The following is a 21,055-nucleotide window of genomic DNA, read 5'->3' as shown; positions in this document are numbered from 1 at the left end:
GTGGGCGCGGAACGCGCCCGCCTTGGGGGCGGGCGGGGGCGTGCCCGTCGCTGGCACGACGGGCGGGTGATTCCGATCCGGCGCAACATGCTTTGGTGTGCGGTTTGCGTTCCGGTCCCCCAGTCACGCCTCCGGATCGGGGCTGGTGCCGGTCCGGAAACCGGACAGGCCCGGGCGGGTAATGCGGGCGCGCGACGCAGCAAGGCCCTCGCGATACGAGTCCGCGTCGCCGTAATCGACGAATTGCGCGTAATAGGCATGGTGTGCGCCGACACGGGCCGCATGCTTGATGGGACACCAATAGGCCTCGGTCCGGCCGGCGATCTCCTGCACGTAGCCGATCAGCCCGTTGCAATATCCGCAATAGACACAGTTGAGCCGTTCCAGCGCGTTGAGGTAGGCAAGGTGGTGGCGATCGATCCTGATGAAATCACGGCGCCGGACTCGTTCGATCCCGTAGACCGGAAAACAGATGCGCTGATAGATCGTGACGAACAGATCCAGAAGCGCGAAAGGCACGATCATGGCATAGATCACCGGGGCGGTGATCGCGGTCATCGGCCGGGTCCGCCGGAGGAAGGTCAGCAACCGCACGCGCATTTCCCGGTGGCGTCGGCGGGCCTCGGCCTCGAAGACGACGCGGCCATTTTCGAGGCTGTACCGGAAGGCGGTGCGGCGACGTTCGAATTCCGCCTCCAATTCGTCCTGTAGCTCGCGGATGCGGGTCAGAAGCCTTTCGCTGGCGGTGGGCATTGCGGCACTCCGGCATGTTGGATGGGTACGTGGGGTATAGCGCGAAAATAGGGGCGCACAAGGTTGCCCCCGCGCGCCCCGTTCCCTTGCCTTCAGCCCCGCCGGAGCGGGACGTCAGGGTCAGGCGATTTCAACCAGTTCGATCGCGAAGGTCAGGTCCTTGCCCGCCAGCGGGTGGTTGGCATCCAGCGTGACCTGTTCCTCGGTCACGTCGACCACCGTGACCGGCATCACCTGCCCCTGGGGCGTCTGGACCTGAAGCTGGGTGCCGAGGTCGAGGGGGATGTCCTCGGGGATGTCGGCGCGCGGCACGGCCTGCTGGGCGTTCGGGTCCGGCTGGCCGTAGGCGTCGTCCGCGGGCACCTGAACGGTCTTCTTTTCACCGACCGCCATGCCGGGCAGCGCGGCATCGAGGCCCGGAATGATCTGGCCGGAGCCGACGGTGAATTCCAGCGGGTCGCGGCCATCGCTGGAATCGAAGGTCTCTCCATCGGTGAGCGTACCTGTGTAATGAATGCGTACTGTGTCGCCCGATTTCACCTGGGTCATGGTGGTATCCAATCTGTCGTGGGAAGGGTTGGTTTGCAAGGCCGCCGATTGCGCGCGGGTGCTTGTGCGATCCGGATCAATTTAATCAACGCGGTCAGGGATTGCAAACCGGTCGCGGCACGCGGGCGACGGTGGCGAATGGGCCTTTTCGACGCCGCCGAATGGTGACAGTCTTGCATAATGAAATGAAGGGGGAAGCGATGCCGATCACGACCTGTATCTTCGACGCCTACGGCACCCTGTTCGACGTGGCGGCCGCCGCGCGACAGGCGGCGCAGGAGCCCGGCCTTGACCGGTTCGCGGCGCATTGGCCGGCGATCGCCGAAAAATGGCGCCTGAAGCAGCTCCAGTACACCTGGCTGCGCGCGGTCATGGGCGCGCATACCGATTTCTGGACCGTCACGCAGGATGGTCTGGACTGGGCGCTGGAGGCCGAGGGGCTGGCCGGTGACACGGCCTTGCGCGAGCGTCTGTTGCAGCTCTACCGCGAGCTCGCGCCCTACCCCGAGGTGCCGGGTATGCTTTCGAGCCTCAAGGAGGCAGGGCGTGCGACCGCGATCCTGTCCAACGGCGAGCCCGGGATGCTGGACGCCGCGGTGCGGTCGGCGGGGATCGGTGCATGTCTCGACGACATCCTGTCGGTCGAGAGCGTCGGCATCTTCAAGCCGGCACCCGAAGTCTACGACATGGTCGGCGCGCGGTTCGGCTGTCCGCCCGGCGCAGTGCTGTTCGTGTCGTCCAACGGATGGGATGCCAGTGCCGCCGCCGGGTACGGGTTCGTCACCGCATGGGTCAACCGGGCGGGTGAGCCGGTGGACCGCCTGCCGGCGCGGCCGCATCATGTTCTGGACGACCTGAGCGGCATTCCCGATCTGGCGGCGCGCCTGTGACGGGTCGGTTCATCACCTCGGACGGCCTGAGCCTTCATTACGAGGACGAGGGCGAGGGCCTGCCGGTGCTGTGCCTTGCCGGCCTCACCCGAACCGCGCGCGATTTCGATTTCGTGGCCCCGCACCTGCCTGCCGTGCGCCTGATCCGGATGGATTACCGCGGGCGCGGGCAATCGGACCGGGCACAGGATCACCTGAGCTACTCGATCCCGGTGGAGGCGCGCGATGCCCTGGAGTTGCTTGATCACCTGGGCGTGGCGCGCGCGGTGGTCATCGGCACATCCCGCGGGGGGCTGATCGCGATGCTTCTGGCCGCGACGGCCAAGGAGCGGCTGCTTGGCCTGATCCTCAACGATATCGGACCGGAGCTGGATCCGGCCGGGCTGGACGCGATCATGCTCTATCTGGGGCGCGACCCGGATGCGCCGACGCTGGAGGCCCTTGCCCGCGAGGTGGCGCAGGCCAAGGCGGGCATGTTCCGGGGCGTTCCGCACGAGCGCTGGCTGGCAGAGCTTTCGGGCAACCATGTCGAAACGCCCGACGGGGTGCGAATCACCTATGATCCGCGCCTGCGCGACGCGGTGATCGAGGCCGGCGCCGAGGGCGCACCGGACATGTGGCCGCTTTTCGACGCAATCGCACCCTTGCCCGTGGCCGTGATCCGCGGCGCCAATTCCAACCTGCTGAGCGCCGGAACCGTGGCCGAGATGAAACGGCGCAACCCGGCGCTCGTCACCGCCGAGGTGCCGGACCGCGGGCATGTGCCCTTTCTGGACGAACCCGAGGCGCTGGCCGCGATCCGCGCCGTTCTGGACCGCGTGGAATGACCGATATCGCGATGATCCGCGCCGCCGCCGCGCGGCTGGAGGGCCACGCGCGGCGCACGCCGCTTCTGTCCTCGCCGTTTCTCGACCAGATCGCGGGTCGGCGGGTCCTGGTGAAACCCGAATGCCTGCAGCATACCGGCAGCTTCAAGTATCGCGGCGGGCGCGCGGCGCTGTCGGCGCTCGTCCCCGCGGTCCGGGCACGGGGCGTCATCGCCTATTCCTCGGGCAACCACGCACAGGGGGTGGCGCGGGCGGCGGCGGAATTCGGGGTGCCGGCAGTGATCGTGATGCCGCGGGATGCGCCGCAGCTCAAGATCGACAACACGATGTCACTGGGTGCCGAGGTGATCCTGTATGACCGCGCGGGCGGCGAAAACCGGGAAGCGATCGGTGAAGCGATCATGCGCGATCGCGGACTCACCCTGGTCAAGCCCTATGACGATCCGCAGGTGATCGCCGGTCAAGGCACCTGCGGGCTGGAGATCGCCGCGCAGGCCCGCGCAAGGGGCGTGCAGGCCGCCGACGTTCTGGTCTGCTGCGGCGGTGGCGGGCTGAGTTCCGGTATTGCCCTTGCACTGGAGGCCGAGGCGCCGGGCCTCAGCGTGCGTCCCTGCGAGCCGGAAGGGTTCGACGATGTCGCGCGGTCGCTGAGATCGGGACGGATCGAGACCAACGATCGGCAATCGGACAACGTCTGCGATGCGATCCTGACGCCTGCGCCCGGCGCTCTCACCTTTCCGGTGATGCGGCGATTGTGCGGCCCCGGACTCGTGGTCAGTGAAACCGAGGCGTTGCGGGCCATGGCGCTGGCGTTCCAGCGGCTCAAGCTGGTGGCGGAACCGGGCGGAGCCGTGGCGCTGGCGGCGGCTCTGTTCCGCAGGGACGACATTGCCGGCGACACCGTGATCTGCACCATTTCCGGGGGCAACGTGGATGCCGCGATGTTCCGCCAGGCCCTGGGGCGGTTCGGGGATTGACCACCCCTTGAACCGGGGGCCGAAGGCGGTCTCCCTCGCCGGACCCGTTTGCCGAAGCCCGGCTGCGCCACATGTCCTTCGCCCGGGTGCCGCTCATGCAAGCCAAGGGGGCTGTCCGTCGGCATTTTCTCCCGCACCGTGGGCGCGACAATGACGGCTTGCAGGAGTATTTCTGGAAAGATGAAGATCCCAGGCCCGTCTTCATCTTTCCTGCAATACTCCCGCCGGAGGCGTCCCGAGGCGACGGCCGAAGGCCGGCAACGAGATAGGACTGCGCGCCTGAAAGGCGCACCTTTTGAAGGGCGCCGCAACCCGAGCACCATCGGCACGGCGCGCGGTGGCTTGCGCGGCACCTGCTTTGGTGCTTCCCTTCGCTTGCATCAGGGTCAGGAGTCCGCGGATGAGCGAGTTCACAATTGCCAGTTTCAACGTCAAGAACCTGATCGGTCCGGACAGCGAATACTACCCTTTCCAGAGCTACACCCCCGAGGAGTTCGCGTGGAAGGAGGACTGGATGGCCGACCAGCTTCTGAGCATGGATGCCGATATCGTCGGATTCCAGGAAATATTCGACGAGGCCCCCCTGCGCGCGGTGATCGCGGAGACGAGCCGCCGCGCCACAGCCCTCAACGAGGCTGTCATCCCGGACCGGTCGAAGCGCTACCACCGCAAGGTTATCTTTCGCAAGCTGGCGACAGGCCCCTATGACGATGCGGCCCTCGCCTTCGCGCCCAATGCCGCCGATTCGGGCGAACCGGGCAAGCGGCGTCCGGGCCTGGCGGTGATGTCGCGGCTGGGATTTTCCGCAGCGCCGGAGGTCATACAGGACCTGGCCGACCCGGTGGTGATCCCGTTCCAGCCGCTGCGCGGCACGGAAGGGTCGGGAGATGCCGGGCACTACGTTTTGCGGCGCCTTTCACGCCCGGTGCTGAAGGTGCGTGTGCCGGTGGGCGGGCGCGAGATCACCGTTTTCAATTGTCATCTGAAATCCAAGCTTGGCGAATATGTCACCCCGGAAGACGCAGGCCATGCCCCGGAGGAGGACCTGACCCGCTATGATCCGGTGGGCCGCGCCATGGGAAGCCTGCGCGCGGCCGTGCGGCGCATGGCCGAGGCCTGGGTCCTGCGCCGGGCCATCGTGGAGGAGATCGGCGCCGGCCGGCCCGTGATGGTCCTCGGGGATTTTAACGACGGTCAGCATTCGGTCAGCTCGGAGATCATCGCCGGCGAGGCACCGTTTCGCAATTACGCGTGGATGCTGCGCCATGACGCCCGGGACCGCGACGACCGCTACAGCGACGCGGAGAACCGTCAGATCACCGAGGATGTCGAACGGGTGCGACTGCACTCCGCCGAAACGCTTTTTGTGCGGAAATCCCTGCGCGACACGGTTTACACGGCGGCTTTCGGCGGGGTTTTCGAATCAATTGACCAGATCTTCATGTCACGCGATTTCCACCCCGAGAATCCCGGTCGGATCGGCGAGATGAGCTATTTCAGTGTCTTCAACGATCACCTGACCGATGGCTCCCATCCCGAGGCACCTTACAACAAGCTGGCCTCGGATCACGGTCAGATCATGGCACACATCACCCTGCTTTGATCCCGCCGCAACCCGCTGCCGGCTCCCTGTCGTCAGGGCGCGGTCAGCCAGTCGTCGCGCGCGTCATCGGGGAACTGTGGACGGAAATAGGCGATCATGCGCCCTTCGGCCGGGGCCATGGCCCCCTCCCCCCACGGAGCCACGCCGTGAAGGCAAAGACGGTGAACCAGGTACGCCTCGCCGGGGATTGCGGGCACTTCGACGCGCCTGCAGGTTCCGAACACCTCGCGCCGGGCGGCCTTGTAGGTCTCCGTGAGGTCCACGTTTCCCCAGTCGCGCGGCACGGTGGCGTCGAGGGCACTCGCGAAGGCGCGGCGCATCACGTGGTGACTGCCTTCCCAGACGACCATCGGACTGGCCCCGGGGCTGCTTCGGGTCAGGGGCAGGCCGAGGATATAGGCATGACGCTCCTTCAGCATCCGGCGGCGGCCCTCGCCCGCGGGCAGCAGGCCGTCCACATGCGCTGCGTCGCGATCGCGCCGGTACCTGAACGCGGCCCCGCCCTCGCCGGCGCGGGGGCGCGGATACCCCGGCCATGTGACCGAAACCTGCCCGGCATGGAGCGGCAGATCGCCGTAAAGCGCACGCGCGGCCGCCCGCGCCGCCCCCGGCAGAGGCGCACCGCCCGGCACCGCGCCGTCGGGATCGTTGGGCAGGCTGTCCACACCGACGAACCATGTGCCCTCGCATTGCAGCCATTTGTCCCGCTCCGCGGGATCGGCGATACGCGGCAGGGCCGCAGCACGGGCCGCGACCGCCCAGTCGAGCACCGCCGTCTCGGCCGAAAACCGCTTCCAGCCGACATCGCGCAGCACCGCCCCTACCATCCCAGTGCCTTGCGAAGCATGTTCAGGGCGACCAGTGTCAGGAAGACCGCGAACACCCGCTTCAATGGCCTCGGGTCCATCGCATGAGCCAGCCGCACCCCCCAGGGAGCGCTGATCAACGTCATGGCGATAACGATCACGAAAGCCACGAGGTTCACCGCGCCGACAGTGAAGGGTGGCCGGTTTTCCGCCGCGATTTCAAGAAACAGGAACCCGATGACCGACGGCACCGCGATCGTCACGCCGAACCCCGCTGCCGTGGCGACCGCGCGATGTATGGGCAGGCCGTAAAGGCTCATCAGCGGGACGCCGAAACTGCCACCGCCGATGCCCATCAGCACCGACAGGAACCCCAGAACCGGAGACATCGCGGCCCGCGTGAACCCGGCAGGCATTTCCTGTCCGAGGCGCCAGTCCTGCCGTCCGAGGCCCAGGTAAGCGCCGATCACGAGCCCCAGCCCGCCGAACACGCCCTGCAGGGTGTTCGAGCGCAGCCCGGCAGCCACCAGAACCCCGAACGCCGCCCCGATCGCGATCCCGGGCGCCCATGTCCTCAGGATGCCCCAGTCCACCGCGCCCTTCCTATTATGGCTCAGGACCGACCGCACCGAGGTGACGATGATCGTCGCCAAGGAGGTGGCCAGGCAGATCTGCATCAGCTGCGGCCCGTCATAGCCGAGGGTCTTGAAGGCATAGAAGAATGCCGGCACCAGAACGATGCCACCGCCCACGCCCAGAAGACCGGCCAGAACACCGCCGAAGGCACCGATGGCAAGCAGCATGACCAGCATCTGGACGAGGAGGCCGGTCTCGGGAAAGGGGGGCGCCATGTGATGTCTCCGTCTGGGATCGGCCGCAGCCTTACACCGCCAAACCGGCGAGGGAAAGACAGAGGCAGCCAGGCTTGCGGCAGGCCGGATCAGACGGCGGTGGCCGTGCTGCCGGACACCTCTGCCAGCGCCGCCTCGACAACCCCGGGGCCCGCGCCGGCCCGCGCCGCCCCCTGGGACAGCCGCCGCCGCCAGGCGCGGGCGCCGGGCCGTCCCGCGAACAGCCCGAGCATGTGGCGCGTGACCTGATGAAGCTTGCCACCCTGCGCCAGATGCGCCTCGATATACGGCAGCATGGCCCGCGCGGCGGCCTCGGGTGTCACATCTGGGCCGGCGGCACCGAAAATCCGCCGGTCCGCGGCCCCCAGGATTTCTGCCGGGCGGTGATAGGCGGCACGCCCCACCATCACCCCGTCCAGCCCGGAGGACAGCATGGCCCCGGCCTGATCAAGGCTTTCGACCCCGCCGTTGACGGAGATGTGCAGATGCGGAAACCGCGCCTTCATGCGCCGCACCAGATCGTGATCGAGCGGCGGGATATCGCGGTTTTCCCTGGGGCTGAGCCCGTGCAACCACGCCATGCGCGCATGGATGGCAAAACGGCCCACGCCGGCGCCGGCCACCCGCGACAGGAAGGCGGGAAGAACCGCCTCGGGATCCTGGTCATCCACGCCGATGCGGCATTTCACCGTCACCTCCCGGGGTTGTGCCGCGATCATCGCCGCGCAGCACTCAGCGACAAGGCCGGGATCCTTCATCAGCACGGCACCGAACGTCCCCGATTGCACCCGGTCTGACGGGCAGCCCACGTTCAGGTTGATCTCGTCATAGCCCGCTTCCGCCCCGAGCCGGGCCGCCTGCGCCAGCTCTTGGGGGTCCGACCCACCCAGTTGCAACGCCACCGGATGCTCCTGCGGAGAATGCTTCAGCAGGTGCAGCGCCCCTCCACGGACAAGCGCGGGCGCGGTCACCATTTCCGTGTAGAGCAGCACATGTCGGCTGAACCGCCTGTGAAGATACCGGCAATGCCGGTCCGTCCAGTCCATCATAGGCGCCACCGACAATCTAGCGTGTTGTTTCATATTCATTTTTTATCTTCAAACCGTTGGCCTTGGGTCCTGCCACGTCGGGCCACGCCCCGAAATCCCCGAATTTGCCCCGTCTCACGACAACGCGCCGCACACATAGCGCACACGAAAATAGCCTCCAACCACCCCCCCCTGTGACTCACTCGCGTCCCGATCACACGATAGGGCCGCCATTCGCGACGATCCGAAGCCGCGGCGACGCCGCAGGCTCAAGCCCTGTCCCGGCGGAGACCCGGATCGACCAGGGGCTGGCGCCGGCACGCATGTCCGTATCCCGCCCCCTGACCTGTGGCCACCTCATTGCCCGATCTATAGCCGAAATCTGCGAGATAGGGAAACCGCCCCGGCGCGAACCGGGCAAGGAACGGATCGGCCACCTCGACCCGTCCGATGCTGACCGACATGCGCCTTGATGCGCGCCGAGCCACATGCGGCGCGTCGTGCGAACCGGTTCGGGCTACCGAACAAAGCACCGGACCGGCCGGTGACCCAATTGGTGCCCGGCGACAACCCGGAAAATCTCCGGCTGATCCAACCGGCCAGATGAACCGATGACACCGACGCATTGGCCCTTCGGCCAACTCGCGGGTTTCATCGGCACGCCCGGCGTCCTATCTGCGCAAATTTCCCGCGGCCTTGGCGGAGATAACGTTCAGTGTGGCCGGACCAGGCGTCGTGCCCGGGGCTTGTCCTGCCCGTGAAGCCCCGTGAACCGGGCCATCGTCAAAGGCCACAAGCCTTGCCCGTCTTTCGCGCGGCCGCCCGGCGCATCCCGCGCTATCGGCGCTGAAACACGATCATCGTCAGGGCCAGCACGCTCGATCCCAGCATCAGCAGCAGCGACACCGCGTTCAGCAGCGGTGTCGAGCCTTCCTTGAGACGATCGAACATGGCGATGGTCAGAGGCGCATCCGACCCCACGAGCATCAATGTGGTGTTGAAATTCTCGAAACTCATCAGGAATGCCACGACGAAAGCCCCCACCAGCGCCGGCGCCAGGAAGGGCAGAGTCACCGTGCGCACCGCCGTCAGCCGTCCGGCGCCCAGGTTCAGCGCCGCCTCCTCAAGGCTGCGGTCGAACTTCTGCAACCGCGCCGAGATCACCAGAGTGGCGATCGTGGTGATGAAGGAAAACTGCCCCAGGATCACCAGCACCAACCCCGGGCGCAAGGCCACCAGATCCCATTCCCAGGCATCCCAGGCCGCGTTCGCCACGGTCGAGGAAAACACCAGGATCGAGATGCCCAGCACGATGCCGGGGATCACCAGCGGCAGCAGCATCAGCACGTAAAGCAGACCGCGTCCACGGAACCGGTAGCGGTTGAATAGGAAGGCGTTGCTCGTGCCCACCACCAGCGACAGCGCCGAGACACAGGCGCCCACAAGCACCGAAGTGCCGATCGCCCTCAGGATCCGCCGCTCGTGGAACACCCCGATCTGCGGGCGCGCGTCGCCGAAGAACCAGTTCCAGGTGAAGCCCTCCCAGGGCAGCGCCGGAAACACGCTGTCATTGAAGGCAAAGACGGCCACCACCGCCAGCGGCAATGCCAGATAGACGAAGAACAGCGTGACATAAGCCCCGTAGATCAGGCGATAGGCGAGCGGGCGCGGCATCGACGGAATCATCGTGCGTGCCTCCTCATGCGGACCCCATCGTCTTTTCCAGTGTCTGCCCGGTCAGCCGCAGCATCGCCCAGACGATCACCGACGACAGCACCAGCAGCAGGAACCCGAAAGCCGCGCCCAACTCCCAGTTGAAGCGGACGATGAACTGCGAATAGATCAGCTCGGTGAACCAGAGGCTGTCCTTGCCGCCCAGCATCGTCGGCGTCAGGTAGTTGCCGAGGCTCAGCATGAACACCACGATCGAGCCCGCAACGATGCCGGGCACGGCGTGGGGGATGATGATCTCGCGCAGCACGCTCGGCCCCGATCCGCCCAGGTCATAACCCGCCTCGATGATGCCGTCGTCAAGCGATTCCAGCGTCGTGACCAGCGGCACCACCATGAACAGCATCGAGGTGTAAACCAGCCCGACCATCATCGCCGCGTCATTGTACAACATCTCGACCGGGCCGTCGGTCAGGCCCAGCCATTGCAGCAGCCCCGATATCAGGCCGGTCTCGCGCAGCAGGATCATCCAGCCGAAGGTGCGCACCAGCTCGGACACCCAGAAGGGCACCAGGCACAGCAGGAAAAGCGCCGACTGCACCCGGCCGCGGGCGATCTTGGCGATATAGAACGACACCGGAAACCCGATCACCAGCGTGATCGCGGTGGCCAGAACCGCCATCACGGCGGTGCGCAGGAAAGTCCAGAGATAAAGGGGCTCGTCAAGGAAGGTGCGGTAGTTGGCCATGCTGACCGCGTATTCTCCCACGCCGACCCGCTCGCGCAGCGACAGCAGCGCCAGGTCGACATGGGGAATCACGATCAGCAGCACAAGCCACAACAGCAGCGGGGCGATCAGAAGGACAAAGCCGAGGCGGGTTCCGGCGCGCATGGTTCAGCCCGCCCCGGCGAGGCCGGCATCGGTGCCGCGTTCGGGAAAGCAGGCGGCCTGATCCGCAGCCCAGCCAACTTGCACCCGGTCGCCGCGCCCCAACCCGGCGAAGCGGCCAGATTGCGGCAACGCCATTTCGAGAACGGTCCCGGTTTCCACGCAACGCAAAAGGGCACGGCTGGCGGCGCCGTTGAAAAGGATATCGGTCACCTCGCCCGACAGCCGGTTGTCACAGCCGGCCAGATCGGCCGGGTCGTGCCCCGGCAGGACCAGTTCGGGCCGCACGAAAATTTCGGCCCGGTCACCCGCTGCCGAGACGCCGCGCAGCGCGGCCCGCAGAGTCAGCCCGTCGTCGGCCTGCATCTCGGCAATTCCGCCCGACACCCGCGCGACACGCCCGCGCCAGCGATTGGAATCCCCCACGAACCCGGCGACGAAGGCCGTCTCCGGTCGGTAGTAGAGGTCGCGCGCATTGCCCAGTTGCTCGAACCGGCCGGCATTCATCACCGCGATACGGTCCGACATCACCAGCGCCTCGGACTGGTCGTGGGTGATGTATACGAAAGTGGTGCCGAAATCGGCCTGCAACGCCTTCAGCTCGATTTTCATGCGTTCGCGCAGCTTCAGGTCCAGCGCGCCAAGCGGCTCGTCCAGCAGCAGCACATCGGGTTCCAGGACCATGCACCGGGCAATGGCAACGCGCTGCTTCTGTCCGCCCGAAAGTTCGGCCACCTGGCGCGGGCCGATCCCCGGCAGGCCGATCCGCTCAAGCACGGCATCGACCCGATGCGCGATCTCGGCGCGTGGCAGGCGCTTTCGGCGAAGGCCGTAACCGATATTGTCGGCCACGTTCATCATCGGGAACAGCGCGAGATGCTGAAACACCATGTTCACGTTGCGCTTGTTGGGCGGCACATCAATGACCGAACCGCCCCTGATGCGGATGTCTCCGGATGTCGGTTCCAGGAAACCGGCGATCATCCGCATGATCGTCGTCTTGCCACAGCCCGACGGCCCCAGGATCGAGAAGAACGACCCGCGTGGCACGGTGAAGGACACGTCGTCCACTGCCGTCACGCCGTCAAATTGTTTCATCAGCGCGCTGCATTCCAGATCGGGTGCGCTCATCGGGCGGATACCTCCTGCGCGGGGGGGCGAATTCATGCGTGTCGGGGCATTGATGTGGTTTCATGCCGGGCCCGGCCGGTTTGGCGATCACCGCCCGACCGTTGGCCGGCATGGCCGCGCCCGCCTGCCCTGTTCGCGCAGGCGGGCGCGGAGGCGGGCGGTTACTGCGCCGCCTTGACCCTGTCCAGAATACCGCCTTCGATCGCCTCGAGTCCGGCCGGCACCGGCGGATACCACTTGATGTTGTCCACGGCCTCGGGCGGGAAGCTCGCCTGATAGCGCGCCTTGAGTTCGGCCGAAACGTATTCGTCAGCTCCCTTCGACGCTGTGAAGTTACCTGCCGTGTCGGTGATCATCGCCGCGATCTCGGGCTGCATGACGAAGTTGATCCAGTCATAAGCGGCCGCGTCGGCGCGGCCTTTGGCGGGCAGCACGAAAGTGTCGATCCAGCCTAGCGCGCCGGCTTCGGGGGCCACGAAGGTGATGTCGGGATTGTCGGCATTCAGCTTCCAGCCGCCGGTATCCCAGGCCATTGAGGCAACCACCTCGCCCGAGCGAACGAGATTCATAAGCTCGTCACCGCCGCCCCAGTACGCCTTGACGTTGGGTTTGCAATCAATGAGCTTCTCACCCACCTTCTCCATGATTTCCGTATAGGCATCGGCGTCGTCATAGGCGGCGAAAGGATCCATGCCCATCGCGAAGGCGAAGCCGATCAGCGTCGGGCGCTTGAGCCTGTAGGACACCTTGCCCGCCACCGCATCGTCACAGAGATCGGTATAATCGGTGACATCCGGTGCCTCGGCTGTATTGACCACCAGTCCGCTCGTGCCCCAGACATGGGGCACACCATAGACTTCGCCATCCACCGTGGTGTTGCCCTTGGTGGCCGCCAGCATCGAGGGAATGAACTGGCTTTCGTCGATCTGCGACAGGTCGATCGGCTTGTAGATGCCGAATTCCATCTGCGGCCCGGTGATCCGGTCCTGGCTGGGCTGGGCAAGGTCGAACCCGCCGCCGCCGGTGGCACGCAGCTTGGCGATCATTTCCTCGTTGTTCGACAGGGTGACTTCAACGGTATGGCCAGTCTCTTCCTCGAACTTGGCGATGACGGTTTCGGGCGCGTAGTTGCCCCATGTCAGCAGGCGCAGCGTTTCTGCCGCGGCCGGTTGCACGAGCACCAGAGATCCGGTGAGGACCGCGGCGCATGTCAGGTAGGTGGAATGTTTCATTTGTTTTCCCTGATTGTTGCAGCATGATCGGTTTTGTTCGTTTTCGCGTGTTAGCGCAGGATCAGTGACGGTTTGATGAAAAGCAAGTTCTCCTTTCGCGGTCTCCATTTCAGTGTCCCTTGAACGATCTTTCACGGTCGTCGAAAGAGGCGCGTCATTTCGAAAAGGCTGTCGAGTTGTTCGAAACGCTCGCGCGCTTCGGGCCAGCGTTCCTCCTGGGTGGCGGCGATGAGTGCCTCGACCAGCGACAACGTGGCGATGTTGGAATCCCACGCCGACGGGATTTCACCCCAGCAATGAAACGTCGCCTCGGCCAGCCCCGCGACCGGGCTTGCCCACTGGTCCGTCACCAGGATCACCCGCACCCGCCTCTCCGACGCGATTTCGGCCAGGCGCAGGAGATTCTCCTCGTATCGCCGCATGTCGAAGATCAGCAGCGCATCGCCTTCTTCCATGTCCAGCACGTAATGCGGCCAAGTGGCCGGAGACGAGGTCAAGTGGGTGACGCCTTCGCGGATGGCCTGGAAATGGGTAAAGGCATATTCGGCAAGCGACCGCGTGATCCGGCCTCCGACGATGTAGATTCCGGCATCACTTGCCAGCAGCCGCGCGGCCGCATCGAACTGCGCGGTGTCGACATTGGCAAAGGTCTGGGTAAGGTTCTGCGTCACCGCGCCTGCAAACCGGTTCAGCATATGCGACTCCGGCGCTTCCGTGGCCCATACGGCGCGGCGCTCCGTCGGCCCCGAAACCTTGGCCTGAAGCTCTTGCAGGAGTGCCTGGTGGAATTGCGGATACCCCTTGAAGCCCAGTTTCTGCACCATCCGCGCCACCACCGGTGCCGAAACGCCCGCCCTCTCGGCCGCTGCGGTGATCGAGGCGAGCCCGGCATTGGGATAATCCTGCACCAGTGCGTTGGCGAATTTGCGCTCGGACAGTGTCAACTCCCGGTAATGGCTGCGCAACAATTGGCGTACCGTCGGTGTGACGGCGGCCATCGGGCCTGGTGAAGCGACGTGCGGGTCGGTGGGGGGATCGTCGGTCACGGGCGGACCTCTTGCGATGGTGTCACAGACGGAATTTGCGGTGCGGCCTGCCGAAACGGATTTCTTCCGCCGCGTTTCTGGAAAAATATTGACGCAAAACGTATCACGTGGAAAGCTTTTTCCAGAAACGGGGGCAAGGATGGCCGGAAATGACGATGACGCCTTTGAAATCCTGAGCGCCGGCGGCACCGGCCCGGCGGTCATCGTATGTGAACATGCTTCGAATCACATTCCGGCAGAGTATCACGGGCTCGGGCTGAGCGAGGACGCAAGACAGAGCCATGCCGCGTGGGATCCAGGCGCCGAGGCGGTGGCGCGGCGCATGGCAATGGCACTGGATGCGCCGATGATCTCGGGGCGGATCTCGCGTCTGGTGCATGATTGCAATCGCCCGCCCGGCGCACCGGACGCCATGCCGGAAAGAACCGAATTCATCGAGGTGCCGGGCAATGTCGGGCTGGACGCCACCGCGCGCGCCGCGCGGGTACGGCAGGTCTATGACCCTTTCGCCCGGGCGCTGACCAACCTTCTGGATCGACGCCGCAAGGCCGGGCACCGCTTTGCCCTGGTTACCATTCACAGTTTCACCCCAACCTGGCTGGGCCAGCCCCGTGACGTGGAAGTCGGGATCCTTCACGACGATGATACCCGACTCGCCGATGCGATACTGGCGCGGAGCGCGGACATTTCAGGGCGCCGGATCGAGCGCAACGCACCTTACGGTCCCGCAGACGGCGTGACCCACACGCTGCGCCTGCACGGAGTCGCGGGCGGCTTGCCGAACGTGATGATCGAACTGCGCAACGACCTGATCGCAACCCCCGCCGATCAGGACGGAACCGCCCGGGAACTGCTTGACCTGCTGTGCCCGGCCCTGGCCGAGTTGAAGCTCGTGGTGACGCATGATGCATAGGGCGATGAAACGTTACATCCGTGCCATCGACGGGATGAACCGCTGGCTCGGGCGAATGACGATGTACCTTGTGTTCGTTCTGATGGGCGTGCTGTTGTGGTCCTCGTTCTCCAAGACGTTCCTGACGCCTGCCGCATGGACCCTGGAAACCGCGCAATTCGTCATGGTGGCCTATTATGTCCTGGGAGGGCCCTATTCGATTCAGCTGGGATCGAATGTAAGGATGGACCTGTTCTATGGCGACTGGTCACCGCGGACCAAGGCGTGGGTCGACGCCGTCACGATCTTTTTCCTGCTCTATTACCTGGTGATACTGTTCCTGGGCGCGGTAAGTTCGACCGCGTATTCGCTGGGTTATTTCGGAACCGACCCCTTCGTTTTCTTCGGCGACCTGTTCGCGACCTTCCTGACCGATGGCCTCAGCGGCGCACGCGAGAAGATCGGATTTCTGGAACGCAGCCCGACCGCCTGGCGACCGCAGATCTGGCCGATCAAGGTCGTGCTCTGTGTCGGCGTGCTGCTGATGATCCTGCAATGCATCGCCGAATTCTTCCGTGATCTAGAACGGCTGAGCGGGGGCGAACCCGATGTCGCATGAAATGATCGCGCTGATCATGTTCGCCGGCATGATGCTGATGTTGATGACCGGGCAGCGCGTCTTTGGCGCCATCGGCTTCGTGGGGGCACTCGCCGGGGTGCTCCTGTGGGGTACGGGAGGTGTGGAAATCCCGTTCTCGGCGGCGATGAAACTGATGAAATGGTATCCCTTGCTGACGCTGCCGATGTTCATTTTCATGGGCTATGTCCTGTCCGAGAGCCGCATCGCCGACGACCTTTATCGCATGTTCCATGTCTGGATGGGGCCGGTACGGGGCGGTCTGGCCATCGGCACGATCGGATTGATGGTGCTGATTTCCGCGATGAACGGGCTGAGTGTCGCAGGCATGGCCATCGGCGCGACCATCGCCCTGCCGGAATTGCTGCGGCGCGGCTACGACAAGATAATGGTCACCGGCGTCGTGCAGGCCGGGTCGTCCCTCGGTATTCTCGTGCCGCCCTCGGTGGTGCTGGTCCTTTATGCGATGATCGCGCGGCAACCGGTGGGCCAACTCTGGCTTGCGGGCGTGATTCCGGGGTTTTTGATGGCGACACTCTTCATCCTGTACATCTGGTTGCGCTGCCGGATTCAACCGCATCTGGGCCCCGTCCTTCCCGAAGACGAGCGCAATGTGCCGATGACGGAGAAGCTGCGCCTTCTGCGCGCGGGGGTGCTGCCGCTTGTCATCTTCGCGGTCATGATGGTGCCTTTCGTCAAGGGCTGGACGTCGCTGGTGGAAAGCTCTGCCATCGGCGCGATCGCGGCATTCCTGGCCGCCGTGCTCAAGCGGCGGATGACGCGCGAGGTGTTCGAAACCTCGGTGCGCAGCACACTGGCCGTGTCGTGCATGTTCATGTGGATCATCCTGGCGGCGCTCGGCTTCGGCGCGATCTTCGACGGGCTGGGAGCGGTGAACGCGATAGAGGGGCTCTTTACCGAAAAGCTCAATCTCAGCCCTTGGATGATCCTGATCCTGATGCAGCTCAGTTTCGTGCTCATGGGCACGTTTCTGGATGACACCGCGATGCTGGTCATCGTGGCGCCGCTTTACGTGCCGCTGGTCGGGGCGCTCGGCTTCGACCTGATCTGGTATGGCGTGCTTTACACGATCACCACACAGATCGCCTACATGACACCGCCTTTCGGCTACAACCTTTTCCTGATGCGCGCCATGGCCCCGCCCGAGATCGGGCTGCGGGACATCTACCGTTCGATCACCCCTTTCGTGGGCGTCATGCTGGTGGCGCTTTCGCTGGTGATGATCTTTCCGCAGATCGCGCTTTGGCTGCCCGACCAGATTTACGGAAAATAACCAGAAGAGCCCCGACCGGGGGCCGAAACCACAACAAGGAGAAAGACTATGACAACGACAAGACGCAAGTTCCTCAAGACCGCAGGCGCCGGCGCCGTCGCCGCGCCGCTCGCTGCGCCCGCCGTCGCGCAATCCACCATCACCTGGCGGTTGCAGACCTATGCCGGGGCGGCGCTGGCAGAGCACGTGATCAAGCCGGCGATTGACAGTTTCAACAGGATCGCCGGCGACCAGATGCAGATCGAACTGTACTTCGCAGACCAGCTCGTACCGACGGGCGAGCTGTTCCGCGCCATGCAGCGCGGGACGATCGACGCGGTACAGTCCGATGACGACTCGATGGCCTCGCCCACCGATGTGCGCGTTTTCGGCGGCTACTTCCCGTTCGCGCTGCGCTACTCGCTCGATGTGCCGGTGCTGTTCAACCAGTACGGGCTCGATGATATCTGGAAGGAGGAATACGCCAAGGTCGGCGTCAAGCATATCTCGGCCGGTTCGTGGGATCCGTGCCACTTCGCAACCAAGGATCCGGTCCGCAGCCTCGCGGATCTGGAAGGCAAGCGCGTGTTCACCTTCCCCACCGCGGGCCGATTCCTAAGCCAGTTCGGCGTCGTGCCCGTGACCCTGCCGTGGGAGGACATCGAGGTCGCTGTGCAAACCGGTGAACTCGACGGTATCGCCTGGTCCGGCATCACCGAGGATTACACCGTCGGGTGGGCGGATGTGACCAATTACTTCCTGACCAACAACATCTCGGGGGCCTGGATCGGGCATTTCTTTGCCAACATGGAACGTTGGGAAGAGTTGCCCGACAACCTCAAGGAGTTGCTGAAGGTGACTTTCGACAGCTCGCATTACTACCGGCAATGGTGGTACTGGGGTGGCGAGGCCGCTTTGCGCGTCGGTGGCGACAAGATGCAGCTCACCACGATTCCCGACGAGGAATGGGAACAGGTCGAGGCCGCCGCCAAGGATTTCTGGGACGAGATCGCCGGCGAAAGCCCGGTGCGCCAGAAGGTGGTCAGCAAGATCAAGGAATACAACGAGGTCATGCGGGAGGCCGGCCGGCCCTACCGCTACGGCTGAGTGCGGCACCTGCCGGACCGGGGGGGGCCGTTGGCGCCCCCTCCCTTCCAAAGCCTGAACGGAGCGATTGAATCATGACAGCCCTCCCCCTGGACACGCTGAAGAAAAAGGCCGCGAGCGGCGAGATCGACACGGTCCTGGCCTGCGCCGTGGACATGCAGGGACGCCTTGTCGGCAAACGGTTTCACGTGGCGAATTTCCTCGAAAGCGGGATCGAGGAAACCCATTGCTGCAATTACCTGCTGGCCACCGACCTCGAGATGGACACGCCCGCCGGATATGCCGCGACAAGCTGGGCCGCGGGATATGGCGATTACGTGTTGAAACCGGATCCGGAGACGCTGTGCCCGGTGCCGTGGCTTGAGGGCACCGCACTGGTGCTGTGTGATTTCCTTGATCATCATCACCGCGCGCCGGTTGCCCACGCTCCCCGACAGATCCTCAAGGCCCAGATGCAACGCGCTGGCGCCAAGGGCCTGGTGCCGATGATGGCAACGGAACTGGAATTCTTCATCTTCCAGCGATCCTATGACGAGATCCGCGCCGAAGGATACCGCGACCTGGAGCCGCTGGTGAAATACAACCAGGACTATTCGATCCAGCTGTCCACGCGTGACGAGCATGTGCTCCGACCGGTCCGAAACGCGCTTTTCGAGATGGGCATCCCGGTGGAAAACACCAAGGGCGAGGCCGAGACCGGGCAGGAGGAGCTGAACATCCGTTTCGGAGATGCGCTCGCTGCCTGCGACCGCCATACTCTCGCAAAACATGCGGTCAAGGAGATCGCGGCCCAGAAGGGCCATGCCGCCACATTCCTGCCGAAATGGCATACCGACCGGGTGGGCAGCGCCGCGCATATCCACCAGTCGCTGTTCGGGGATGGTGAAAATGCATTCCATGACGCGGACGGCGCGCATGGCATGTCGCGGACAATGCGCCGGTATGTCGCCGGGCTCTTGAAATACGCGCCTGACTGCATGTTGCTGATGGCTCCTTATATCAACAGCTACAAGCGTTTCGTGCCCGGCACATTCGCGCCAACCAAGGCGGCCTGGTCCATCGACAACCGAACCGCCGGTTTCCGCCTCGTGGGCGAGGACAGCAAGGGTGTGCGCATCGAGTGCCGCATTCCGGGCTCGGACATGAACCCCTACCTGGCCTGCGCGGCGCAATTGGCCGCCGGTCTTGCCGGGATCGACGAGGAGCTGGATCTGCCGGAGCCTGCAAAAGGCGATGTCTACGGGATGGAAGACGTTCCCGACGTACCACACACCTTGCGCGCGGCAACCGAGACGTTCCGCAACTCGGCGATGCTGCGCGCGGCGCTTGGGAACGACGTCGTGGATCATTACTCGCGTGCGGCGGAAATCGAACAGGAGGATTTCGACCGCGTCGTCACCGGATACGAGCTTCAGCGCGGTTTTGAGCGGGCCTGACCGCCGCCGAAAGCAAACATGACCCATTTCGCAAACAGCCCGACACACGAGAAGGATTCCAATGACTCTCGCCGCAAACTGGTCCTACCCCACCGCCATCCGCTTCGGCTCTGGCCGGATCGCGGAACTCCCGGATGCCTGCGCCGGTGCCGGCATGACCCGCCCGCTACTGATCACCGACCGGGGGTTGGCCGCGCTTGCGGTCACTGAGACTGCGCTCGGGGTACTGCGCAAGGCGGGGCTGGAGGCGGCCATGTTTGCCGATGTCGATCCCAACCCCGACGAAATCAACCTTGCCGCCGGCGTGGACGCCTATAACTCCGGCGGGCATGACGGGGTGATCGCCTTCGGCGGCGGCTCGGGCCTCGACCTTGGCAAATGCGTGGCCTTCATGGCCCGACAGACCCGGCCGGTCTGGGATTTCGAGGATGTCGGAGACTGGTGGACCCGCGCCGACGCGTCCGTCATCGCACCGATCGTGGCCGTGCCCACGACCGCCGGGACCGGGTCCGAGGTCGGGCGTGCCGGGGTGCTGACGAATTCGCAAACCCACGAGAAAAAGATCATCTTTCATCCGAAAATGCTTCCTGCCGCGGTGATATGCGATCCCGACCTGACAGTCGGAATGCCGCCTGCGATCACCGCGGGCACCGGGCTGGACGCCTTCGCGCATTGCGTCGAGGCGTTCTCGAGCCCGCATTACCATCCGATGAGCGCGGGGATCGCCCTCGAAGGGATGCGGCTGGTGATCGAGAACCTTCCCCGCGCCTTCAAGGATGGCACCGATATCGAGGCGCGTGCCCACATGATGAGCGCGGCGGCGATGGGGTCCACCGCGTTCCAGAAGGGACTGGGTGCCATCCACGCCATGAGCCATCCCGTTGGCGCGCATTTCAATACCCATCACGGCACCACGAATGCCGTGTGCATGCCGGCGGTGCTTGACCTCAACGCGCCGGAGATCAGTGCGCGGTTTGATCGGGCTGCCGGTTACCTGGGACTCGAAGGCGGTTTCGCAGGTTTCCGCAGCTTCGTGGACCGGTTCAACCAGAGCCTCGGCGTGCCCCGCGGCCTTGCCGCGCTCGGCGTGACCTCGGATGCTGTCCCCGCACTCGTCAAGGGGGCGATCAAGGACCCGTCCTGCGGCGGCAACCCTGTCACGCTGACTGAGGAGAATCTCACCGCGCTTTTCAATGCCGCGATGTAGACGGGGCCGCGATGTAGACGGGGCGGGAAAGGCCGTGCGTCCGATGGCGGCGCGGCTGCACCGGCACCAGCCCCAACCGGTGCGGATGATGCAGCGCTGCCGCAACGCTAACGGCAACGGGGGCTAGGCGGCGTCTGCATTTAGGGGATTCCCAAATCGGTTCTCGTTTGATTCAAGATCAAAAACGGGAGGCGATCTTGAGCAGACGGACTTTGACAGACAGGCAGTGGGCGATCATCGAACCTTTGGT

At 64.8% G+C, this 21,055-nt stretch carries 21 protein-coding genes; 10 read left to right on the top strand and 11 right to left on the bottom strand.

Annotated features, from left to right (window positions below):
• Positions 1-123: 123 nt before the first annotated feature.
• Entirely contained in the window at positions 124-753 is a 630-nt protein-coding gene (locus DQW77_RS06560) for a hypothetical protein (RefSeq protein ID WP_113257406.1), read from the bottom strand.
• 120 nt (positions 754-873) lie between these two features.
• A complete protein-coding gene (locus DQW77_RS06555) occupies positions 874-1,302 on the bottom strand; it encodes a peptidylprolyl isomerase (RefSeq protein WP_113257405.1) in 429 nt (142 codons plus the stop codon).
• Positions 1,303-1,502: 200 nt separating this feature from the next.
• Here DQW77_RS06555 and DQW77_RS06550 point away from each other — a divergent pair, with 200 nt between their 5' ends.
• The 4 genes from DQW77_RS06550 (at position 1,503) to DQW77_RS06535 (ending at position 5,599) form a co-directional block, all read left to right on the top strand.
• The gene (locus DQW77_RS06550) at positions 1,503-2,192 is read left to right on the top strand and encodes a haloacid dehalogenase type II (RefSeq protein WP_113257526.1); all 690 of its coding nucleotides are present in this window, start codon (positions 1,503-1,505) and stop codon (positions 2,190-2,192) included.
• On the top strand, positions 2,189-3,019 hold the full coding sequence (locus DQW77_RS06545; protein WP_113257404.1) for an alpha/beta fold hydrolase: 831 nt from the start codon (positions 2,189-2,191) through the stop codon (positions 3,017-3,019). Before DQW77_RS06550 ends, DQW77_RS06545 begins: the two co-directional genes overlap by 4 nt.
• Positions 3,016-3,996: a threonine/serine dehydratase gene (locus DQW77_RS06540; protein WP_113257403.1), complete on the top strand. Its 981-nt coding sequence runs from the start codon at positions 3,016-3,018 to the stop codon at positions 3,994-3,996. Before DQW77_RS06545 ends, DQW77_RS06540 begins: the two co-directional genes overlap by 4 nt.
• 400 nt (positions 3,997-4,396) lie before the next feature.
• Positions 4,397-5,599, top strand: coding sequence for an endonuclease/exonuclease/phosphatase family protein (locus tag DQW77_RS06535; protein ID WP_113257402.1), 1,203 nt, complete (start codon positions 4,397-4,399; stop codon positions 5,597-5,599).
• A 32-nt stretch (positions 5,600-5,631) separates the two neighbouring features.
• Here the strand turns inward: DQW77_RS06535 and DQW77_RS06530 are convergent, their stop codons facing one another.
• From DQW77_RS06530 to DQW77_RS06490, 9 genes are all read right to left on the bottom strand, one after another.
• Complete coding sequence (locus tag DQW77_RS06530; protein WP_113257401.1) at positions 5,632-6,426, bottom strand: hypothetical protein; 795 nt, start codon at positions 6,424-6,426, stop codon at positions 5,632-5,634.
• Positions 6,420-7,256: a sulfite exporter TauE/SafE family protein gene (locus tag DQW77_RS06525; protein ID WP_113257400.1), complete on the bottom strand. Its 837-nt coding sequence runs from the start codon at positions 7,254-7,256 to the stop codon at positions 6,420-6,422. The genes DQW77_RS06530 and DQW77_RS06525 overlap by 7 nt, the downstream gene beginning before the upstream one ends.
• A gap of 89 nt (positions 7,257-7,345) precedes the next feature.
• Positions 7,346-8,344: a tRNA dihydrouridine(20/20a) synthase DusA gene (gene dusA / locus DQW77_RS06520; RefSeq protein WP_113257399.1), complete on the bottom strand. Its 999-nt coding sequence runs from the start codon at positions 8,342-8,344 to the stop codon at positions 7,346-7,348.
• 209 nt (positions 8,345-8,553) lie between these two features.
• Positions 8,554-8,748 (bottom strand): hypothetical protein, encoded by a 195-nt coding sequence (locus DQW77_RS06515; protein ID WP_113257398.1) that lies wholly within the window; start codon positions 8,746-8,748, stop codon positions 8,554-8,556.
• Positions 8,749-9,121: 373 nt separating this feature from the next.
• Complete coding sequence (locus tag DQW77_RS06510; RefSeq protein ID WP_113257397.1) at positions 9,122-9,970, bottom strand: ABC transporter permease; 849 nt, start codon at positions 9,968-9,970, stop codon at positions 9,122-9,124.
• Between the two features lie 13 nt (positions 9,971-9,983).
• Positions 9,984-10,847 carry an ABC transporter permease gene (locus tag DQW77_RS06505; RefSeq protein WP_113257396.1) on the bottom strand — a complete coding sequence of 288 codons (864 nt, stop codon included), beginning with the start codon at positions 10,845-10,847 and terminating at the stop codon, positions 9,984-9,986.
• 3 nt (positions 10,848-10,850) lie between these two features.
• Complete coding sequence (locus DQW77_RS06500) at positions 10,851-11,975, bottom strand: ABC transporter ATP-binding protein (protein WP_113257395.1); 1,125 nt, start codon at positions 11,973-11,975, stop codon at positions 10,851-10,853.
• 161 nt (positions 11,976-12,136) lie between these two features.
• A complete protein-coding gene (locus DQW77_RS06495) occupies positions 12,137-13,207 on the bottom strand; it encodes an extracellular solute-binding protein (RefSeq protein ID WP_113257525.1) in 1,071 nt (356 codons plus the stop codon).
• A 131-nt stretch (positions 13,208-13,338) separates the two neighbouring features.
• Positions 13,339-14,205 carry a MurR/RpiR family transcriptional regulator gene (locus DQW77_RS06490; protein ID WP_113257394.1) on the bottom strand — a complete coding sequence of 289 codons (867 nt, stop codon included), beginning with the start codon at positions 14,203-14,205 and terminating at the stop codon, positions 13,339-13,341.
• 187 nt (positions 14,206-14,392) lie between these two features.
• Between DQW77_RS06490 and DQW77_RS06485 the strand changes: the two genes are divergently transcribed.
• From DQW77_RS06485 to DQW77_RS06460, 6 genes are all read left to right on the top strand, one after another.
• Entirely contained in the window at positions 14,393-15,166 is a 774-nt protein-coding gene (locus DQW77_RS06485) for an N-formylglutamate amidohydrolase (protein ID WP_113257393.1), read from the top strand.
• Positions 15,159-15,764, top strand: a complete 606-nt coding sequence (locus DQW77_RS06480) for a TRAP transporter small permease subunit (protein WP_113257524.1) — start codon at positions 15,159-15,161, stop codon at positions 15,762-15,764. Before DQW77_RS06485 ends, DQW77_RS06480 begins: the two co-directional genes overlap by 8 nt.
• On the top strand, positions 15,754-17,076 hold the full coding sequence (locus DQW77_RS06475; protein WP_113257392.1) for a TRAP transporter large permease subunit: 1,323 nt from the start codon (positions 15,754-15,756) through the stop codon (positions 17,074-17,076). Before DQW77_RS06480 ends, DQW77_RS06475 begins: the two co-directional genes overlap by 11 nt.
• A 48-nt stretch (positions 17,077-17,124) precedes the next feature.
• Positions 17,125-18,162 (top strand): TRAP transporter substrate-binding protein, encoded by a 1,038-nt coding sequence (locus tag DQW77_RS06470; protein ID WP_113257391.1) that lies wholly within the window; start codon positions 17,125-17,127, stop codon positions 18,160-18,162.
• Between the two features lie 74 nt (positions 18,163-18,236).
• Positions 18,237-19,598: a glutamine synthetase family protein gene (locus tag DQW77_RS06465; RefSeq protein WP_113257390.1), complete on the top strand. Its 1,362-nt coding sequence runs from the start codon at positions 18,237-18,239 to the stop codon at positions 19,596-19,598.
• Between the two features lie 61 nt (positions 19,599-19,659).
• Positions 19,660-20,805 carry an iron-containing alcohol dehydrogenase gene (locus tag DQW77_RS06460; RefSeq protein ID WP_113257389.1) on the top strand — a complete coding sequence of 382 codons (1,146 nt, stop codon included), beginning with the start codon at positions 19,660-19,662 and terminating at the stop codon, positions 20,803-20,805.
• Positions 20,806-21,055: the final 250 nt, after the last annotated feature.

Origin of the sequence: Roseovarius sp. TE539 (genome assembly GCF_003298505.1) — a bacterium.
Lineage (GTDB): Bacteria > Pseudomonadota > Alphaproteobacteria > Rhodobacterales > Rhodobacteraceae > Roseovarius.
This window is presented reverse-complemented; position numbering and strand designations above follow the sequence as displayed.

Excerpts from the sequence above, each read along its gene's own strand:
- DQW77_RS06510 (WP_113257397.1), bottom strand. The coding sequence starts at position 9,970 with ATGATTCCGTCGATGCCGCGCCCGCTCGCCTATCGCCTGATCTACGGG.
- DQW77_RS06485 (WP_113257393.1), top strand. The coding sequence starts at position 14,393 with ATGGCCGGAAATGACGATGACGCCTTTGAAATCCTGAGCGCCGGCGGC.
- DQW77_RS06470 (WP_113257391.1), top strand. The coding sequence starts at position 17,125 with ATGACAACGACAAGACGCAAGTTCCTCAAGACCGCAGGCGCCGGCGCC.
- DQW77_RS06475 (WP_113257392.1), top strand. The coding sequence starts at position 15,754 with ATGTCGCATGAAATGATCGCGCTGATCATGTTCGCCGGCATGATGCTG.
- DQW77_RS06525 (WP_113257400.1), bottom strand. The coding sequence starts at position 7,256 with ATGGCGCCCCCCTTTCCCGAGACCGGCCTCCTCGTCCAGATGCTGGTC.
- DQW77_RS06540 (WP_113257403.1), top strand. The coding sequence starts at position 3,016 with ATGACCGATATCGCGATGATCCGCGCCGCCGCCGCGCGGCTGGAGGGC.
- DQW77_RS06490 (WP_113257394.1), bottom strand. The coding sequence starts at position 14,205 with ATGGCCGCCGTCACACCGACGGTACGCCAATTGTTGCGCAGCCATTAC.
- DQW77_RS06480 (WP_113257524.1), top strand. The coding sequence starts at position 15,159 with ATGCATAGGGCGATGAAACGTTACATCCGTGCCATCGACGGGATGAAC.
- DQW77_RS06535 (WP_113257402.1), top strand. The coding sequence starts at position 4,397 with ATGAGCGAGTTCACAATTGCCAGTTTCAACGTCAAGAACCTGATCGGT.
- DQW77_RS06515 (WP_113257398.1), bottom strand. The coding sequence starts at position 8,748 with ATGTCGGTCAGCATCGGACGGGTCGAGGTGGCCGATCCGTTCCTTGCC.
- DQW77_RS06500 (WP_113257395.1), bottom strand. The coding sequence starts at position 11,975 with ATGAGCGCACCCGATCTGGAATGCAGCGCGCTGATGAAACAATTTGAC.
- DQW77_RS06550 (WP_113257526.1), top strand. The coding sequence starts at position 1,503 with ATGCCGATCACGACCTGTATCTTCGACGCCTACGGCACCCTGTTCGAC.
- DQW77_RS06495 (WP_113257525.1), bottom strand. The coding sequence starts at position 13,207 with ATGAAACATTCCACCTACCTGACATGCGCCGCGGTCCTCACCGGATCT.
- DQW77_RS06465 (WP_113257390.1), top strand. The coding sequence starts at position 18,237 with ATGACAGCCCTCCCCCTGGACACGCTGAAGAAAAAGGCCGCGAGCGGC.
- DQW77_RS06505 (WP_113257396.1), bottom strand. The coding sequence starts at position 10,847 with ATGCGCGCCGGAACCCGCCTCGGCTTTGTCCTTCTGATCGCCCCGCTG.
- DQW77_RS06560 (WP_113257406.1), bottom strand. The coding sequence starts at position 753 with ATGCCCACCGCCAGCGAAAGGCTTCTGACCCGCATCCGCGAGCTACAG.
- DQW77_RS06530 (WP_113257401.1), bottom strand. The coding sequence starts at position 6,426 with ATGGTAGGGGCGGTGCTGCGCGATGTCGGCTGGAAGCGGTTTTCGGCC.
- DQW77_RS06460 (WP_113257389.1), top strand. The coding sequence starts at position 19,660 with ATGACTCTCGCCGCAAACTGGTCCTACCCCACCGCCATCCGCTTCGGC.
- dusA (WP_113257399.1), bottom strand. The coding sequence starts at position 8,344 with ATGAATATGAAACAACACGCTAGATTGTCGGTGGCGCCTATGATGGAC.
- DQW77_RS06555 (WP_113257405.1), bottom strand. The coding sequence starts at position 1,302 with ATGACCCAGGTGAAATCGGGCGACACAGTACGCATTCATTACACAGGT.